Below are 18214 nucleotides of genomic sequence, written 5' to 3'. Positions count from 1 at the left end.
ACGCACAGGCGCGGCTTCGGGCATGCGCAAGCGCCCGAAGCCGCGCAGGGTCGTGGATGCGGCGCCGTTTCCGCACCGCGTTCTGCCTTATTTTCTGATCGCCCCGCAGCTCGCGGTGACGGTGCTCTTTTTCGTCTGGCCCGCGCTGCAGGCGCTCTCGGGAGCGTTCTACCAGGCCGATCCGTTCGGTCTGAGCCAGCAGTTCGTTGGCCTGAGCAATTTCGTCACACTGTTCGAAGAGCACAGCTACCTGCGCGCCCTCCGGGTGACCGCGATCTACGCCATCACTGCCACCGTGCTGGCGATGGGATTGGGGCTGCTGCTGGCGGTGTTGACCGACAGCCTGACGCGGGCGCGCGGCGTGTACCGCACGCTGTTCATCTGGCCCTATGCGGTCGCTCCCGCCATCACCGGTTCGCTTTGGGTGTTCATGTTTTCGCCGCAAGTGGGCGCGGGCGCGCAAGTGCTGCAGGCCCTCGGGGTGAACTGGAACTACATCCTCGACGGCGATCAGGCCTTGCTGCTGGTGATTGCCATGACGGCCTGGCAGCAGATCGCCTACAACTTTCTGTTTTTCACCGCCGGCTTGCAGGCCATTCCCGCCTCGCTGCTCGAAGCGGCCTCGCTCGATGGCGCCGGGCCGGTGCGCCGCTTCTGGACCATCGTGTTTCCGCTGCTGGCGCCCACCAGCTTTTTTCTGCTGGTGATGAACAGCGTGTTCATTCTGTTCGACACCTTCGGACTGATCAACATCGTGACCAAAGGCGGGCCGGGCGAGTCCACGCAAACCCTGGTTTACAAGCTTTATCAAGACGGATTCCAAAACCTCAACCTCGGCTCCGCAGCCGCGCAATCGGTGGTGCTGATGCTGCTGGTCGCTGTACTGACCATCGTGCAGTTTCGTTACATCGGCAGGAAGGTGCATTACCAATGAAGGTTGGTCTGCTGCAGTCGGCAGGACTGCGCCACGCCGTGCTCATCGCCATGGCGGTAATCGTCGCGCTGCCGCTGTATCTGGCGGTGGTCGCCGCCAGCCACACCCCGCAAGAGCTGCTCGGGCACTTTCCGCTGCTGCCTGGCGGCAAATTATTTGACAACCTCGGCGAGGTGCTGACCAAGGGCCTGCCCGGCACCATTCCCGTCTGGCGCATGCTGCTCAACAGCTTCATCATGGCGCTGGGTATCACCGTGGGCAAGCTGTTCATCTCCATTCTTTCGGCTTATGCGGTGGTGTACTTCCGCTTTCCGCTGCGCATGGCGGCGTTCTGGCTGATTTTCTTCACCCTGATGATGCCCATCGAGGTGCGCTTTTTCCCTACCTATCAGATCTCGGCGAATCTGCACCTGCTCAACAGCTACAGCGGCCTGATCTTCCCACTCATCGCCTCGGCCACGGCTACCTTTCTGTTCCGCCAGTTTTTCATGACCCTGCCGCGCAGCCTGGCCGACGCCGCACGCATCGACGGCGCCGGGCCGATCCGCTTTTTTCTCGACATGGTGCTGCCGCTGTCGCGCACCAATATCGCCGCGCTGTTCGTGCTGGTTTTCGTCTACGGCTGGAACCAGTATCTCTGGCCGCTGCTCACCACCACAGACGCCAGCTACACCACGGTGGTCATGGGCATGCAGGGCATGATCAATGCGGGGGCCGCGTTCGCGCTGCCGCGCTGGGATCTGATCATGGCCACTGCCTTGCTCGCGCTGCTGCCGCCCGTGATCGTGGTGCTGCTGATGCAGCGCTGGTTCATCAAGGGCCTGACCGATTCCGACAAATAAGCACCATGGCCACCCTCGTTCTCAAGCACGTCACCAAACGCTTCGGTGACACCACCGCCCTGCAGCCCTCTTCTCTCGATGTGCCCGACGGCGAATTCGTCGTGCTGGTCGGCCCCTCGGGCTGCGGCAAGACCACGCTACTGCGCATGATTGCGGGGCTTGAAACCCCCAGCGATGGCGACATTCTGATTGGCGACAGACGCGTCAACGACCTCGAACCCAGCGCGCGCGACATCGCCATGGTGTTCCAGAACTACGCGCTTTATCCGCACATGAAGGTGCGCGACAACCTCACTTACGGCCTGCGCCTGCGCGGCGCCAGCAAGGAAGAAACCGACCGCCGGGTGCAATGGGCTGCCGATCTGCTCGGCCTGAGCGAACTGCTCGACCGCAAGCCCTCGGCGCTCTCCGGCGGGCAGCGCCAGCGCGTCGCCATGGGCCGGGCCATCGTGCGCGAGCCCCAACTCTTCCTGTTCGACGAGCCGCTGTCCAACCTCGACGCCCGCTTGCGCAACCATATGCGGGTGGAGATCAAGCAGCTGCACCAGCGACTGAAAACCACCACGGTGTTCGTCACGCATGACCAGGTCGAAGCGATGACGCTCGCCCAGCGCGTAGTGGTGATGAACCAGGGCCGCATCGAGCAAGTGGGCACGCCGGGGGAGGTTTATGCGCGGCCGTCGAGCGTGTTCGTCGCCGGGTTTCTCGGCGCGCCGGGCATGAACCTGTTCGACGCCGAACTCGGCGCCGACAACAAGACGCTGCACATCGCCCAAGCCGCGCCGCTGCACTTGAACTCGGCACTGAGCATTCAGCAACGCGAGCTGGTCGTGGGCATTCGCCCCGAAGCCCTCGCGCCCGATCCGCAGGGCGCGTGGCAAATGGACATCATGCTGCGCGAAGCGCTCGGCGCCGAAGCCATGCTGCACGGCATGATCGGCGCTCAGCCCTGCGTGGTGCGGGTCGCGGGCGACGCGCCCTGGCAGGAAGGACAGCGCATGGGATTGCGCATCGACCCCGCCACGCTGCACGTATTCGATCGCGCCACCGGCACGCGCATCGCAGCCTGAAGTTCACGCTTCGAGGCCGCCCCTCCTACCATGTCGGCATGAACAGCGCTGCTATTTCTTCGCCCCCGCCCGGTATCGCCTGCGACGTGCTGGTCGTCGGCGGCGGCATCAATGGGGCGGGCATCGCGCGCGATCTGGCCGGGCGCGGCCTCAAGGTGGTGCTGTGCGAACGCGACGACCTTGCGGCGCACACTTCCTCGTCCTCCACCAAGCTGATTCACGGCGGTCTGCGCTATCTCGAGTATTACGAATTCGGCCTGGTGCGCAAGGCTTTACAGGAGCGTGAAGTGCTGCTGCGCAGCGCGCCACATCTGATGTGGCCGCTGCGCTTTGTCATGCCGCACGCACCGGCCATGCGCCCGGCCTGGCTGATTCGCGCCGGGCTGTTTCTCTACGACCATCTGGCGCGGCGCGAGTGGCTGCCGGGCTCAAGCAGCATCGATCTGCGCACCCATACCGCGGGCGCCCCGCTGAAGGCCGAATACACCCGCGGCTTCATATACTCCGACGGCTGGGTGGACGACGCCCGGCTGGTGACCCTGTGCGCTGTGGACGCGGCGGAACATGGCGCCACCGTGCTGACCCGCACCGCCTGCACTTCCGCCACGCGCCACGGCACGGGCTGGCAAGCCACGCTGCGCGATGCCGCGGGTGGCGAGCAGCGGGTGAGCGCCCGCGCCCTGGTCAACGCGGCAGGCCCGTGGGCCGAGCAACTGCTCAAGCGCAAGGTGCACAACGCCGACGGGCAGCCGCCACATGAGCGCCGCTCGCTGCGGCTGGTGCGCGGCAGCCACATCGTCGTGCCGCGCCTGTTCGATCATCCACACGCCTACATCTTTCAGGCGGACGATGGCCGCATCGTGTTCGCCATTCCCTACGAGCGCGACTTCACCCTGATCGGCACCACCGACGTCGAAGTGCCCGACCCCAGCGGCGCCGAGACTTGCAGCGAGGCCGAAGCCGCCTACCTCTGTGCCGAAGTCAACCGCTACTTCCGCACCGAGTTGCGGCCCGAGCAGACCGTCTGGCGCTACGCCGGCGTGCGCCCCCTGCTCGAAGATCACGCGGGCGATGCCAAGGCCGCGACCCGTGACTACAAGCTCGAACTCGACCGCGAGGGTACGCCGCTGCTCACCGTGTGGGGCGGCAAGATCACCACCTTCCGCAAACTCGCCGAACAGGCCGCCGACCAGCTCTGCGCCGCCCTCGGCGAATCGCGCCCCGCGTGGACGCACGACGCCTTTCTTCCCGGTGGCGATCTGTCGGGCTGGATCGGCCCCGCACAGCGCCCCGACACCGACTTCGCCCGTTTTGTTCAAGTCGTGCAGCAACGCTACCCGTGGCTGCCGCCCGACCTAGCGCAGCGTCTGGCCCGCGCCTACGGCAGCCGCATCGACCGCGTGCTGCAAACCACAGGTGGGCAAAGCGCGGCACGCCTGCAAGACCTCGGCGCCGAGATCGCCCCCGGTTTGTTCGAGGCCGAGCTGCGTTATTTGCTCGACACCGAATGGGCCGCCAGCGCCGACGATGTGCTCTGGCGCCGCAGCAAACTCGGTTTGCACCTGCTCGCTGCCCAAGCGGCCTCGCCCCAGTCTCAAGCCGTATCCGACTGGTTCGCCAGCCGCTGATTACGCGCTGCGCCGTCGCGCGGGCAAATACCCGGCTGGGTATAGGGGCAACACGTCTCGTTACCCCTTGCGCTTGATCTAAGTCAGACAATTTCTTCGACTTTCAGAATTTCCTGAAACTTCGATCAAACCACTTATGCAACTCCCGGAACTCACCCAGCGCTTCGTGCTGCACTTTGGCGAAATGGGCAGCCGCTGGGGCATCAACCGCACCGTCGGCCAGATTTATGCACTGCTGTTCGTCAGCGAGCGCCCGCTCAATGCCGATGAAATCGCCGCCGCGCTCGATTTTTCGCGCTCCAACGTCAGCATGGGGCTCAAGGAGTTGGGCGCCTGGAACCTGGTGCGCATGCAGCACCTGCCCGGCGACCGGCGCGATTATTTCTCTGCGCCCGAAGACGTGTGGGCTATTTTCCGCACCCTGGCCGAAGAACGCCGCAAGCGCGAAATCGACCCCACCCTGTCCATGCTGCGCGACGCCCTGCTGTCTCAGCCCGAGGGCGCCTCCGAGCAATACGCGCAGCAGCGCATGCGCGAAATGCACGATCTCATCGAACTGGCCACGCAGTGGTTCGACGATATTCAGCGCATGCCCAGCGAAGACGTGCGCCAGCTCATGCAACTGGGCGGCGCGGTGCAAAAGCTCATCGCCCTCAAAAGCCGTGTCAAGCAGGTGGCCACGCGCAGGCGGGGCGACAAAGCCGCCGCGCTGCAAGTGGTGGAGAACTGAGATGTGCAACGTCGCCTGCTGGACCTTGCGCATTGACCTGCCGCCGCCGCAGGGCGTCACCCCGCTGTAACGCTTCCCGCTTATCGTTGGCTCAACCTGCCGCCCTGCGCGGCCCGGCACGCCAACCGACATCCCACCGCTTCAGGAGTGCATCATGGATTGGCTTCAAAACCCCGAGTTCCTCGCTCGGGTGCAGTTCGGCTTCATTGCGATGTTCCACATCATGTGGCCGCCGCTCACCATCGGGCTGGCGTTGGTGCTGTTCGGCATGGAAGCCGCGTGGGTGAAGACCAAAAACGTCTTCTACTTCCACCAGGTCAAGTTCTGGACCAAGCTGTTCCTGATCAATTTTGGCGTCGGCGTCATCAGCGGCATTCCGATGGAGTTTTCCTTCGGCACCAACTGGGGGCCGTTCTCCACCTCGGCCGGCGACTTCATGGGCAACATTCTCGGCTTCGAGACGGCGATGGCCTTCATGCTCGAAGCCGGTTTTCTCGGCATCATGCTGTTCGGCTGGGGCCGCGTCGGCCCCAAGATGCACCTGTTCGCCACCAGCATGGTGGCCTTTGGCAGCACCTTGTCGGCCTTCTGGATCATGGTGGCCAATTCGTGGATGCAAACGCCCGCCGGGGTGAAGCTGGTGGACGGCAAGTTCGCCATCACCAACTGGTATGACGCGGTGTTCAACCCCGATCTGCCCTATGGCTTCGGCCACATGTTCACCGCTGCGATCGAGCTCAGCCTGGTCGTCATGGCCGGGGTGAGCGCGTATTACCTGCTCAAAAAACGCCATGTCGATTTCTTCCGTCCGGCGTTCAAGTGGGCGGTGATCTCGTTGTTCATCGTCGCACCGCTGCAGATTTTTATTGGCGATTCTGCGGGGAGCTCGCTGGCCGAGACTCAACCTGCCAAGCTCGCCGCCATCGAGGCGCACTGGCATACCAACAAGCCCGGCGAGGGCGCGCCGTGGGCGCTGCTGGCTATTCCTAACCAGAAAGAACAGAAGAACGACTGGGCGCTGGAAATTCCCGATGGTCTGAGCATGATCGTGACCAAAACGATGACGGGCAAAGTCGTTGGCCTGGATCACTTCAAGCCACAAGACCAGCCGCCAGTGTGGATTCCGTTCTATGGCTTCCGCGTCATGGTGGCCGCCGGGGTGTTTGTCGCCTTCATGGCCTTCTGGACGCTGTGGATGCTGTGGCGCAAACGTGAGCGCATGACTGCGCCGCGTATCAGCGAAAACAAATGGCTGCTGCGTGGCTGGCTGCTCGCGGTACCCGCCATCTACGCCGCGGTTGAAGCCGGCTGGATGACCCGCGAAGTGGGCCGCCAGCCGTGGATCGTCTACGGCATGATGCGCACCAGCCAGGGCGTGAGCAACCTGCCGGCCGACACCGTGCTGTGGTCACTCGCCATGTATATGCTGTTCTACGGCGTGATAGGCGTCACCGCCTTCGTCTTTGCCGCACGCATGATCCGCAAAGGCCCGAGCTTCGAAGACCCGCCCGCCGCGCCCGGCCAAGGCGGCAAGCCGGAACACGCTGCTGCGCCCAAGCACGTCCCCTTCACCCCGCCTGTCGCACCGATTGCGCCTGCCTCGGTCAGCGCCAAGCTCGCGGTGAAAGGAGGGCAGTGAGATGGACTTCGGCAACCCGCAGGAACTGCATCACGTTCTAGCCACCGTTTGGTTCCTCATCATCGGCCTGTTCATGGTGTTTTATGTGGTGCTCGACGGTTTCGACCTCGGCGTGGGGGTGCTCTCGCTGTTCGTCGGCGAGCGCCGCCGCAAGGTGATGATGGCCAGCCTGGGCAGCATCTGGGACGCCAACGAGACCTGGTTGGTGGTCATCGGCGGCACGCTGTTCGGCGCCTTTCCGCTGGCCTACGGCACCGTGCTGCACGGGCTCTATATCCCCATCATCCTCATGCTGCTGGGCTTTATGTTGCGCGGCGTGTCGTTCGAGTTTCACGAGCTCTCCGAGCGCAAAGCCTTCTGGGGCGCCATGTTCGGCGTCGGCAGCCTGCTGGCCACCATCGCCCAGGGGTTCGCGCTCGGTGGCTTGCTCAATGGCGTGAAGGTGGTGAACGGCGTGTACGTGGGCAGCGTGTGGGAATGGCTCTCGCCCTTCAGCGTCATCGTGGTGCTGGGCGTGGTGGCCGGTTACGCCATGCTCGGTTCGACCTACCTCATCATCAAGACCAAAGACGACATTCAGGCCGGGTGCTACCAGCGCGGCCAGCTGCTCGCCTGGATCATGCTCGCCGTCGGCGCCTTGGTCACAGTCTGGACGCCGCTGCAATTTCCGCAGATCTTCGCCCGCTGGCTCACCACCCCGAACATCTACTTCTTCGCCGTGCTGCCCGCGCTGGCCTTACTCAGCTTCGTCATGCTGCTGCGCGCCCTCAAGCGGCAGGCCGAAGTGGCGCCTTTTGTCTGGACCATGCTGATCTTCCTGTTCTCTTTCGCCGGCCTGGCCGCCACTTGGTATCCGTACATCGTGCCCGGCTCGCTCACCATCGACCAGGCCGCATCAGACAGCGGCACACTGGTGTTCATGCTCATCGGCATCGGCATGCTCATCCCGGTGATGATTACCTACAACGTCTATCAATACATCGTCTTTCGCGGAAAAATCGACCCGGACGCGGAGCACGCATATTGAGCAAGCCACTTCCGGGTCAACCGGACTTGAAAACCGTTCGGGGTTGGGTTGGCCGTATTCACGCCAAATGCTATTGATCTAGATCTGCCCCTCAGCTTTTTCCTAACGTCTGACGTGAGGGGTGGGCAAAGCCGCGAAGCTGCGAAGGGTATCTGCAAGCGCAGCTTGCAGACTGTCACCCTCGACGAAATTATTAGGCTGGGGCATAGATACCTTCAATAGCATGATCTGGTATCCATGTTTCATATTGACCTGGAGTTCCGAATTTTCGAATAACCAGATAGCCCATAAAGATATAGCCGTGACGTGGAGGCGCCTTCGTGTTGCTGCTTTGAGCCATGCGTGCGTATCTCTATGCATATTCGGAATTGCTCATTTGGGTGGCTCTCACGAATTTTCCGTAGCGTAAAGCAACCTCCGAATCAGTCGCACGAAATTCAAGCAGACTGCTGGCATCAACAAATGGACGATTAAAGTCATACCCAGACATCTCGGTATTTCCACTGAGTTTACCTAACGATCAAGCTGTGCGGCTCAAACGAAGCGCAGCGTAGTATGCGTCCGAACAATCGACTTATTATACGTTTTGTAGCTGCTTGAGCTGAACGCCATCTTTATTCACCCATGCTGTTAACCCATTGGCACTACCACCATGAATCGTTGCCGCTGCGGAACTCGGACTTGTGAATTCAACATCTTTCACGAAAACGTATGCGCCGTCTTTTGCGACGAGCGCACCCTCTTCAATAAGTTTATTCCGCTGCGCCAGCACGCTTGGCCATTTTTGGGCAGAAGCCCGCTCTTCCAAAACCGCCTGAGATCCTTCAAGTACAACAATTCCATTTGGAGTCAAATAGCCTGTGGCGGTTAGCCCTTTAATGTTACAACTAAGCAGTTCCCTCTCCTGCTTACTATGCGCAGTAGATGACGTTTTATCTAAGAACGCCTCAACTCCGAGAACTGGAAGAACTTGCTGCATTTTTTCTAGAAATACCTCCATATCTTCGCGATCTGACTCTGGAAGTCTTGCTCCGCTACCTTGACCGTTCATGACAATAGCCCGTTCTGTTGCTCGCGCGATATTAATCAATTTCCCTTCGAGATACTTTATATGAGCCTTAGTAAGGTTCTCATCTTTCGTAACAAAGAATGTAATGTTGTTCCAGAAATCTCTCGATAGATGCGATTTAACGCGATCCTTGATGCACTCGGCTTCACCGATATAGATTGCGCTCCTATTAGTTTCTGGGTCGGTTCCAGTTAGAAAGTAGACGCCAGACCCAATTGACTCCTCGCGCTCTAACACTTTTTCAAACTCACTCCTTGGTCCAGAAACAGCCTTTCCAGTCCAATTTGATAGCTCAGCAGTTCGCAGCCTCTTCGGATCGCCGTATGCAAGAAATATTTTAAGAGTAGCTGTTGGCACGAATTATTCCTACGTATAACTTAATGTAGATCATCGGATAAATTGGAAATCCGATGTTATTCGACATAATATCCTATGCGCATCACCCTTGCCCTGAGATGGCCGACCCTCTGGAAGCCGCTTGACAACTGGCCTGCGGGCTATGTTTTGTTTATAAAAACAGCAGTCAAAATCGTAATGAACCCGGTCGCCTATCCTCCCAAGTCCCCACGCCTACGCGATCAATTGAGCATGGTCATGCGGTCCAGGCACGAGTGGCTGAGGAGTACAAATGCAACACCCACGGGACATGTGCGCTGCGGAGATACAACTAGCCCGCTGGACCGACTACTCGCCAACTGAATCCCTGGGCATTCTGCGTCTGCGCAAACAAAAAACCCGCACAAGGCGGGTTTTTTGTTTGCAGCAAAGCGAGAAAAAGTATCAGCGCTTGGAGAACTGCTTGGCGCGACGGGCGCCGCGCAGGCCCACTTTTTTCCGTTCCACTTCGCGGGCGTCGCGGGTGACGAAGCCTGCCTTGGAGAGCGCGGGTTTGAGGGTGGCCTCGTAGTCGATCAGCGCGCGGGTGATGCCGTGACGCACCGCACCGGCCTGGCCGGTTTCGCCGCCGCCGTGGACGTTGATCTTGATGTCGAAGCTCTCGACGTTCTCGGTGAGAACGAGGGGTTGCTTGACGATCATGATGGAGGTCTGACGGCCGAAATACTGCTCGACGTCTTTCCCGTTGACCGTGATTTTGCCGGTGCCCTTCTTAATGAAGACGCGGGCCACGGAGCTTTTGCGACGGCCTGTGCCGTAATTCCAGTTTCCGATCATCGCCTGTCCTTAGATGTCGAGAGTCTTGGGCTGTTGGGCGCTGTGCGGATGCTCTGCACCCCCATAGACCTTGAGCTTCTTGATCATGGCGTAACCGAGCGGGCCTTTGGGCAGCATGCCCTTGACTGCCAGTTCCAGCGCACGGCCGGGGTGACGCGCCTGCATATCCTTGAATTTGGTGGCGTAGATGCCGCCTGGATAGCCGGTGTGACGGTAGTAGGTCTTGTCGTTGGCTTTGTTGCCGGTCACACGAATTTTGGAGGTGTTGACGACAATGATGAAGTCACCGGTATCGACGTGCGGGGTGTAGATGGGTTTGTGTTTGCCACGCAGACGGAGGGCCACTTCGCTGGCGACCCGACCGAGAACCTTGTTCTCTGCGTCAATCACGAACCACTCATGCACGACTTCGGCCGGTTTGGCGCTGAAGGTTTTCATGGTTGTTCCTATGAACGATGTTTGAGCGAGATATGAATGAGCCCACCAGTGATGTGCGGCAGCGGGCCTCAATGTCGAGATGTTCTTCAAAGTTGAGACGCTCTGCCCCGCGCCCGCCGGCATGGGTTTTCTGGCCCCCGCTCGAAGCCAAACGCGCCATTATAGACAGGTCAGCGGGTTTGTCACTGGCAAGTGCTTGATTTTCAGGCGTGTTGTGGCGGCAAGGGCGCGGCGATGTCCCTGTTCCTTGTATTTGCAGGAGCAGCGCCTAAACTATATGACCTATGCTGCATTGCAGCAATCTTGCTTCTATTCGATATGACTCAGCCTCCCGAGACCGCCCCCTTGCAAGCCACTGGCAGCGCGTCGGCCGCCCCGCCTCGCGATCGGCGTCTGTCCGCGCCGATCATCCCGATTCGCCCGATCGGGCCGGAACATCGCGAGCAGTTGCTGCGGCATTTTCTGGCGCTGGGGCCGGATGATCGCTATCTGCGCTTTGGCTACGCCGCGAGCGACGAGCGCGTGCGTCTTTACGTCGATTCCATCCGCTTCGAATCGGACGAGATTTTTGGCGTGTTCAACCGCAAGCTGGAGTTGCTGGCGGTGGCGCATATCGCCATCGAACCGGGGCAGACGGAGCGGGCGGAGTTTGGCGTCTCGGTGCTGCCCAAAGGCCGCGGGCTGGGCATCGGCACGCGCTTGTTTGCACGCGCGGCGGTGGACGCGCGCAACCGCGGGCTGCGAGTGCTTTACATGCAGTGCCTGAGCAGCAATGCCGCGATGCTCAAAATCGCGCGCCGGGCCGGCATGAAAGTGCATAACGAGGGCGGCGAAACCGAGGCGTATCTAGAGCTGCCGGAAGACAACTACCAGAGCCACTTCAATGCGCTGATGGAAAACCAGACCGGCCAGATCGACTACTGGGTGAAGGCGGCGATGCGCCAATGGCGTTGTTTCTGGCTGTTCGGTCGCTGCAGCGACACGGCCTGAACCGACCTCACGGCAGCCAGCGGGCGACGGCCAGGGTGCGCCAGCCATTGAACTGCTGCCACACGGCCATGGTGCTCCCCACCGCATCGACGGCCAGCGCGGGAAAGCTGGCCTGTACCGTAGCGCTCGGGTCGGACAAGGTCTGCGGCGCCTGCCAGCGATGCTCGGCTGGGTTGTAGCGCGCGGTCTGCACCTGCATGCCGCCGGGCCCGTCTTGATACCAGGCGCAACGCACATTGCCCGCCGCATCGGTCACCAACACCGGGTTGCCCGCGCTGCGCAGCGCGGGGTCGTCGATCTGCTGCGGCGGCGACCAGCGAGCCGAGGCGGTATCTGCGGCGGCATCGCGCCGGGCGGCGAGTATGGCGTAGCGCACCAGCCCACCCTGCGCCGACTTGGCCTGCTCCCACACCAGCGTGAGATCGCCTGCGGCATCGGCGGTGAGCGCGGGCGAAAGCGCCGGGCCGGTGAAGGCCGTGCTGTGCTGAATCTGCGGCGCGCTCCAGCGGAACGCAGCGCCGCTGCCCTCGGGCAGAAGCTGGCTGACGGCAATGCGCCGCATCGCATCCCGGCCCTGCACCCATGCGGCGACGATGGCCTCTTGCGGTGTAGCCGTGAGCGCAGGGCTTGTGGCGGCGATGCCCTCTGCGCTGAGGCGCCGTGGCGCACCCCACGACTGGCCGGAAGGCTGCAACGCCGCGGCAAACACCGCCTCGCGCCCGGAAGTCCCCTGCTGCCATGCGGCTACCACCCGCCCTTGCGGCGTGGCGGCGATCACCGGGTTGTAGGCATTGGCAGGGCCGCGATCAACGGGCTGCGCGGGCAGCCAGCGCAGCGCCGCCTGCTGCCAATGGGCTGCATAAATGGCGGTGTGATGGCCGTCGGGCTGCTGCCAGACCACGGTGACATTGCCCGCGGCGTCGGCGGCGAGTTGGGGATTGGTGGCGTTGCCGGGCAGCGCGGGTTGATCGAGCCGCTGCGGGGCCTGCCACGCGCCGCCATCGCTGCGCGCCGCAAATATGGCGTTGCGACCGTCTACTGCCTGAAACCACACGACGGTGAGGCGCCCCTGGCGATCCGCCGTGATGGCGGGAATGCTCGACGCCCCGGCTTGCGGCCCTTGCAGGTCGATGGCTTGCGGGCGGCTCCAGACCTGCGTGTCCGGGTTGAAGCGCGTGGCCAGAATGGCGCGGCGGCCCGCATCGTCCTGAAACCACACCGCGACAAAGCCACCGTCGGCCGTTGCCGCCACCTGCGTACCGCTGACGGGCAGATCGACTTTGTGCGCGGTGTGGCTGTCGTCGATCTGCACGGGCGCACTCCATGCGCTGCACGCGGTGGTGAAGCGGCTGCGCACGCGCTCTGGCGCGTTCAGCAAGAGGGTGTAGGTGGTGCAGCCGACCAAGGGCACAGAGGGCTCGAACACTGCGCGGTCGCCCGAGGTGCGCACCAGGCCACGAACCGCAGTCCCGTCCGGGGCGAGCAACAGCAAGCGGTCTGCCGTGATGGCGGCCGCCTGCGCGGGGGCGGCGAAGCGAAACCCGGGCGCTACTGTGCGGGCCACATCGCTGGCGCCGTAGGCTGGCAAGGGCTCGGGTGCGCTTTGCGCGTTCACCGTACCCGCAACGGCGCACAGCGCCACGATGACCGCGAACTTCTTGACCCAGCGCCTGCGCATCACAGCCTCCCCATGAACTTCATCAGCCAGCGGGTACGCGGCCCGTAGGGCGGCGCGGCCAGGCCGACGCCAGAGAACCGCGTCTGAAACAGCACGGGCTTGAGTTTGCTGAAGGTATCGAATCCCCAGCGGCCGTGATAGCTGCCCATGCCGGACGCCCCAACGCCGCCAAAGGGCAACTCGTCTTGCGCAAAGTGCAGCAAGGTATCGTTGACCGTCACGCCGCCAGCATGGGTGTGCAGCAGGGCATCGGCGGTGCGCTGGCGGTCATGGTCGAACCAGTACAGCGCCAGCGGGCGCGGCTGGCTGCGTATGTGGGCCAGCGCCTGTGCCAGATCGTCATAGGCCACCACGGGCAGCAGCGGGCCGAAGATTTCTTCGTTCATCAAGCGCACCGAGGCCGGGGCGTCGCACACCAGCGCAGGCGCGAGCCGGTGACGCAGATCGTCGGCCTGCACGCCGTCGAACAGGGCATGCACCTGCGCCCCGGCGGCGCGAGCTTCGCCCAGTAGCCCGAGCAGACGGCTGTATTGGCGATGGTCGATGATGCTGGTGTAGTCGGGGCTGCGCAGGCCGTCAGGATAGAGTTTTTGCGCCGCGGCGCGGCAGGCGGCAACCCAGTCAGACTGTTGCGCGCGCGGCACGAGCACATAGTCGGGCGCGATGCAGGTCTGCCCGGCGTTGAGCAGCTTGCCGTAGAGGATGCGCTGGGCCGCGTGCGCCAGGTCGTAGCCCGGCGTGATGACGGCGGGCGATTTGCCGCCGAGTTCCAGCGTGACGGGAGTGAGGTTGGCCGCCGCCGCCGCCATGACGCGCTTGCCCACCCCGGTGGAGCCGGTGAACAGCAGGTGGTCGAACGGCAATGCGCTGAAAGCGGCGCCGATTTCTGCATCGCCCTGCACCACCGCCACTTCGTCAGGCGCAAAGGTTTGCCCGGCCCACTGCGCGAACACCGCGTTGAACGTGGGCGTGAACTCGGAGAGCTTGACCATCGCCCGGTTGCCCGCAGCCAGCGCCGCCGTCAGCGGCGCCACGGCCAGCACCAGCGGGTAGTTCCACGGCGCAATGACGCCCACCACGCCCAGCGGTTGGGGCAGCACTCGCGCCCGGGCGGGAAAAAACCAGCGTGAAACGGGGGCGGCGCGCGGACGCATCCAGCCTTTGCCGTGCTTGAGCGCATCGGCGATGCCCGTCAGGCTGGGCACGAGTTCGAGCATCCCGGTTTCGGGCGGCGGGCGGCCGCCGAAATCGGCATCGATGGCCTCGGCGAACTCGGCCGCATGAGTGCGCAGCAAGGCCTGCAGTCGTCGCAGGCGGTCGCGTCGCAGCGTCCAGTCGGGATAGGGCGCGGCGTCGAACGCCGCTCGCAGCACGCTGAAAGTCTGCTGGAGTGAAGCGGCGAAATCAGGGGCGCGATCCATGGCTTTGGCGGCAAACTGAACATGCAGCGAAGCATGGTAAGTCGGATGCCGCCAGCATGAAAAATTGGTTTGCCATGCCCCGCCCGACAAAACCCCTTCGCTGAATCGGGTATCAAAAAACAACTCAGGCAGTATTTGCCTAAGCAATAAACTGCATGGCATGAATTCTTCCACCCCCACTCCCACGACCGCGCCGCGTTTCTACGACGGTTCAGAGTATGCCAAGGACAACTCGGTCGGCTTTCTGATGAAAGTCGCGCTGGCGGTGCTGGTGCGCAATCTGGAACATCAACTGCAGGCGCTCGACCTCACCGGCTCGCAATGGCATCCGCTACTTCATGTGCACCAAGGCTGCGACACCGTGGCCGCCTGCGCCCGCGAAATGCAGACCGACGCCGGCGCCATGACCCGCATGCTCGACCGCCTCGAAGCCAAGGGCCTGTTGGTGCGCGAGCGCAGTTGCAGCGACCGCCGCGTGGTCAACCTCTCGCTTACCCCGCGCGGCAGCGAGGTGGCGGCGCAAATTCCGCATGTGCTCTCCGAAGTGCTCAACGAACATCTGCGCGGCTTCAGCCCCAAGGAGTTTGCCCAGTTGCTCGACCTGTTGCGGCGCTTCATCGCCAATGGCGAGGCGCTGGCCGAAGCCAACAAGGCCGCCCCCGGCCCGCAACTGGTGGTGCAGGAACGCGACCCCGAAGAAAACAACGACAACAACCCCTCCTGACCCGTTCTCATCATGCTCAACAGACCTTTCGTTCGCTCCGCCGCGCTGGCCGCGCCGCTCTTGGCCGCCCTGCTGCTGGCGGGCTGCGCCAGCACCGAAGGCATCGCGCCCACGGCCCAGCTCACTCGTCCGCAGCAACTCGGCTTGCAGCCGGTGCAGACCGCCTTTCCTAAGGCCGACTGGTGGGCCGACTTTCACGATCCTGAACTCGACCGCCTGATCGCCACCGCCCTGGCCGACAACCCCAGCCTGCAAGTCGCGCAGGCGCGGCTCGAACAGGCCCGTGCGCAGGTGCAGGGCGCGGGCAGCGCGCTCAAGCCCAAGCTGGGCGCCGCGGTGAGCTCCACTCGCCAGCAGTTCAGCAACAACTACATCTACGGCCCCTACGGCAGCAACTGGTATTACGACAATTCGGCGCTGCTGCAAGGCAGCTGGGAGCTGGACTTTTTCGGCAAGAACCGGCAGACGCTGCAAGCCGCCATCGGCGAAGCCCACGCCGCCGCGGCGCAGGAGCAGGCCGCGCGGGTGCTGCTCGCCGCCAACGTAGCCAGCGCTTATGTGAACCTTGCGCGACTGATCGCCATCCAGAACGTGCTGCAGCAAACCCTGCAGCAGCGCGAGCACATGCTCAAACTGGTGCAGGACCGTGTGCGCGCCGGTCTGGAAACCACGGTGCAGGAGAAGCAGGCGCTGGCCGAAGTGCCGCAAATCCGTCTGCAGCTCGACCAGACTGCGGTGCAGATCACGCAGGCGCGCAACCTGCTGGCCGCGCTCACCGGCCAGGGCCCGCAGGCCACGGCCAAGCTCGCCCCGCAGCTCGCCACCCTGCCAACCCTGAACCTGCCCGACACGCTACCCGCCTCGCTGATCGGCCGCCGCGCCGACATCGTCGCTGCGCGCTGGCAGGTGGAAGCCGCGCTGCACGGCGTGAAAGCGGCTCGCGCAGCGTTCTATCCCGACGTCAACCTCACGGCGTTCGCCGGGTTCTCTGCGCTGGGCTTCAGCCAATGGCTGACCGGCGGCAGCCAGACCTTGGGCGTCGGCCCCGCGCTCACCCTGCCGATCTTCGAGGGCGGCGCGCTGCGCGCCCAGCTTCGCGGCAAATCGGCGCAGGCGGACGCCGCCATCGCGCAATACAACGGCACGCTGGTGGACGCAGTGCATGAGGTCGCCGACGCCATCGCGGCGCGGCAATCCATCGGTCAGCAGATCGCGCAACAGCAGCAGGCGCTCGATGCCGCGCAGGACGCGCTGCGCCTGGTCGATCAGCGCTACAAGGCCGGGCTGTCGAACTACCTCACCGTGCTCACGGTTCAGTCGAGTGTGCTCAAGCTGCAGCAGGCCGGAGTGGATTTGAAAGCGCAGGCGCTGGCCGACGACGTGGCGCTGATCCGCGCCCTGGGCGGGGGCTACGACGCGCCGAAGGTGCCCGCGCAGGTTCCAGCGAAATCCTCCTGACCCACGCTTTGACTTCTCCTTCTAAAAACGAATCGAATCCCAACGGAGTGCATCCATGAGTACCCCAGACAACAACAAAACAGAAGGCGCGGCCCAGCCCGCCGAAAATGGCAACGGCAATGGCAACGGCAAGGCCGCCAAGCGGCGGCGGCTGATGCTGCTGGCCATCAGCTTTTTCGTCATCGTCGGCGCCGTCTATGGCGGGTATCACTATTGGGAATCCCTGCGCTACGCCTACACCGATGACGCCTATGTGCAGGGCAATCTGGTGCAGGTCACGCCGCAGGTGGGCGGCACGGTGACCGCCATCGACGCCGACGATACCCAGCTGGTCAAGTCCGGCCAGCCGCTGGTGCAGCTCGACGGCGCCGACACCCATGTGGCGTTGCAACAGGCCGAGGCCCTGCTGGCGCAGGCGGTGCGTCAGGTGCGGGTGAGCTTTGCCAACAACGGCACCCTGGCTGCCCAGGTAGCCGTGCGGCAGACCGATGTCAGCGTCGCGCAGGCCAATGTGGCCAAGGCCCAGGACGCGCTGCGCCGCCGCCAGGAGCTGGCGGGTACCGGCGCGGTGGGCGCTGAGGAACTGCGGCAGGCACAGATTGCCTTGCAGGCTGCCCAAGCCACGTTGACCACCGCGCAGGCCGGGGTGAAGGCCGCGCAGGAGCAACTCGCCGCCAGCGAAGCGCTGACCGCGGGCACGGTCATCGCCAACAACCCCTCGGTCAAGCTGGCCGCGGCCAAGCTGCGCGAGGCCTATCTGGCGTATGAACGCACCACCATTCCGGCGCCGGTCAGCGGCGTAGTGGCGCGACGCACGGTGCAGCTCGGCCAGCGCGTGGCGCCCGGCCAGCCGCTGATGTGGGTAGTGCCGTTGAACGATGTGTGGATCGATGCCAATCTGAAGGAAACCCAGCTGCGCGACGTGCGCATCGGCCAAAAGGCCACGGTGACCGCAGACACCTATGGCGGCAGCTTCACCTACACCGGCCATGTGGTCGGACTGTCGGCGGGCACGGGTGCGGCGTTCTCGCTGTTGCCCGCGCAGAACGCCACGGGCAACTGGATCAAGGTGGTGCAGCGCCTGCCGGTGCGCGTGGCGCTCGATCCCAAGCAAGTCGCCAGCCACCCGCTGCGCGTGGGCATGTCCACCGAAGTGACCATCGACATCAGCGACCACAAAGGCCCGCTGGTCATGGACGAGCCGCCCACCAAGCCCGCCGCCCGCACCGACGTTTACGCCGCGGACTGGCAGAAGGCCGACGCCCTGGTGAACGCCATCATCGCCGCCAACGCCGGCGGCAAGCGCTAAAGAGGCCAACATGAAACAGCCCCCTCGCTCGCTTTGCTCGCTGCCCCCCACGGGGGGTGTCAGCTCCTTCGGAACGGCCGTGCG

At 63.5% G+C, this 18214-nt stretch carries 16 protein-coding genes; 11 read left to right on the top strand and 5 right to left on the bottom strand.

What is annotated here, in order from left to right; genetic code table 11:
• Window positions 1-22 precede the first annotated feature (22 nt).
• From ugpA to cydB, 7 genes are all read left to right on the top strand, one after another.
• On the top strand, window positions 23-934 hold the full coding sequence (gene ugpA / locus BIO17B3_RS10740) for a sn-glycerol-3-phosphate ABC transporter permease UgpA (RefSeq protein WP_156055277.1): 912 nt from the start codon (window positions 23-25) through the stop codon (window positions 932-934).
• Window positions 931-1776, top strand: a complete 846-nt coding sequence (gene ugpE, locus BIO17B3_RS10735; protein WP_156054047.1) for a sn-glycerol-3-phosphate ABC transporter permease UgpE — start codon at window positions 931-933, stop codon at window positions 1774-1776. The genes ugpA and ugpE overlap by 4 nt, the downstream gene beginning before the upstream one ends.
• A 5-nt stretch (window positions 1777-1781) precedes the next feature.
• Window positions 1782-2846 carry an ABC transporter ATP-binding protein gene (locus tag BIO17B3_RS10730; RefSeq protein WP_156054046.1) on the top strand — a complete coding sequence of 355 codons (1065 nt, stop codon included), beginning with the start codon at window positions 1782-1784 and terminating at the stop codon, window positions 2844-2846.
• Between the two features lie 38 nt (window positions 2847-2884).
• Window positions 2885-4474 carry a glycerol-3-phosphate dehydrogenase gene (glpD, locus tag BIO17B3_RS10725; protein ID WP_156054045.1) on the top strand — a complete coding sequence of 530 codons (1590 nt, stop codon included), beginning with the start codon at window positions 2885-2887 and terminating at the stop codon, window positions 4472-4474.
• 136 nt (window positions 4475-4610) lie between these two features.
• A complete protein-coding gene (locus tag BIO17B3_RS10720) occupies window positions 4611-5204 on the top strand; it encodes a GbsR/MarR family transcriptional regulator (protein WP_013104417.1) in 594 nt (197 codons plus the stop codon).
• A gap of 154 nt (window positions 5205-5358) precedes the next feature.
• Window positions 5359-6843, top strand: coding sequence for a cytochrome ubiquinol oxidase subunit I (locus tag BIO17B3_RS10715; RefSeq protein WP_156054044.1), 1485 nt, complete (start codon window positions 5359-5361; stop codon window positions 6841-6843).
• Window position 6844: 1 nt separating this feature from the next.
• Window positions 6845-7870, top strand: coding sequence for a cytochrome d ubiquinol oxidase subunit II (gene cydB, locus BIO17B3_RS10710; protein ID WP_156054043.1), 1026 nt, complete (start codon window positions 6845-6847; stop codon window positions 7868-7870).
• A 577-nt stretch (window positions 7871-8447) separates the two neighbouring features.
• On the opposite strand, the gene BIO17B3_RS10705 is transcribed toward cydB, so the two are convergent.
• From BIO17B3_RS10705 to rplM, 3 genes are all read right to left on the bottom strand, one after another.
• Window positions 8448-9296: a GIY-YIG nuclease family protein gene (locus BIO17B3_RS10705; RefSeq protein WP_156054042.1), complete on the bottom strand. Its 849-nt coding sequence runs from the start codon at window positions 9294-9296 to the stop codon at window positions 8448-8450.
• A 423-nt stretch (window positions 9297-9719) separates the two neighbouring features.
• Window positions 9720-10112, bottom strand: a complete 393-nt coding sequence (rpsI, locus tag BIO17B3_RS10700) for a 30S ribosomal protein S9 (RefSeq protein ID WP_013104414.1) — start codon at window positions 10110-10112, stop codon at window positions 9720-9722.
• A gap of 9 nt (window positions 10113-10121) precedes the next feature.
• Window positions 10122-10550: a 50S ribosomal protein L13 gene (gene rplM / locus BIO17B3_RS10695; RefSeq protein WP_013104413.1), complete on the bottom strand. Its 429-nt coding sequence runs from the start codon at window positions 10548-10550 to the stop codon at window positions 10122-10124.
• A 318-nt stretch (window positions 10551-10868) separates the two neighbouring features.
• Here rplM and BIO17B3_RS10690 point away from each other — a divergent pair, with 318 nt between their 5' ends.
• Window positions 10869-11540 carry a GNAT family N-acetyltransferase gene (locus BIO17B3_RS10690; RefSeq protein ID WP_156054041.1) on the top strand — a complete coding sequence of 224 codons (672 nt, stop codon included), beginning with the start codon at window positions 10869-10871 and terminating at the stop codon, window positions 11538-11540.
• 7 nt (window positions 11541-11547) lie between these two features.
• Here the strand turns inward: BIO17B3_RS10690 and BIO17B3_RS10685 are convergent, their stop codons facing one another.
• A complete protein-coding gene (locus tag BIO17B3_RS10685) occupies window positions 11548-13218 on the bottom strand; it encodes a hypothetical protein (RefSeq protein ID WP_156054040.1) in 1671 nt (556 codons plus the stop codon).
• Window positions 13218-14639: a coniferyl aldehyde dehydrogenase gene (locus tag BIO17B3_RS10680; protein ID WP_156054039.1), complete on the bottom strand. Its 1422-nt coding sequence runs from the start codon at window positions 14637-14639 to the stop codon at window positions 13218-13220. Before BIO17B3_RS10680 ends, BIO17B3_RS10685 begins: the two co-directional genes overlap by 1 nt.
• Window positions 14640-14799: 160 nt before the next feature.
• Here BIO17B3_RS10680 and BIO17B3_RS10675 point away from each other — a divergent pair, with 160 nt between their 5' ends.
• Genes BIO17B3_RS10675 through BIO17B3_RS10665 form a run of 3 tightly spaced genes read left to right on the top strand, consistent with a single transcriptional unit; the run spans window position 14800 to window position 18130 of the window.
• Window positions 14800-15363, top strand: coding sequence for a MarR family winged helix-turn-helix transcriptional regulator (locus BIO17B3_RS10675; RefSeq protein ID WP_156054038.1), 564 nt, complete (start codon window positions 14800-14802; stop codon window positions 15361-15363).
• A gap of 12 nt (window positions 15364-15375) precedes the next feature.
• Window positions 15376-16821: an efflux transporter outer membrane subunit gene (locus BIO17B3_RS10670; protein ID WP_156054037.1), complete on the top strand. Its 1446-nt coding sequence runs from the start codon at window positions 15376-15378 to the stop codon at window positions 16819-16821.
• A 55-nt stretch (window positions 16822-16876) separates the two neighbouring features.
• Window positions 16877-18130, top strand: coding sequence for an efflux RND transporter periplasmic adaptor subunit (locus BIO17B3_RS10665; protein ID WP_156054036.1), 1254 nt, complete (start codon window positions 16877-16879; stop codon window positions 18128-18130).
• Window positions 18131-18214 lie beyond the last annotated feature (84 nt).

It is taken from the genome of Thiomonas sp. OC7, from assembly GCF_900634595.1.
Taxonomy (GTDB): domain Bacteria; phylum Pseudomonadota; class Gammaproteobacteria; order Burkholderiales; family Burkholderiaceae_C; genus Thiomonas; species Thiomonas arsenitoxydans.
Note: the sequence above shows the minus strand (reverse complement) of the source record. Positions and strands in the feature narration are given on the sequence as shown.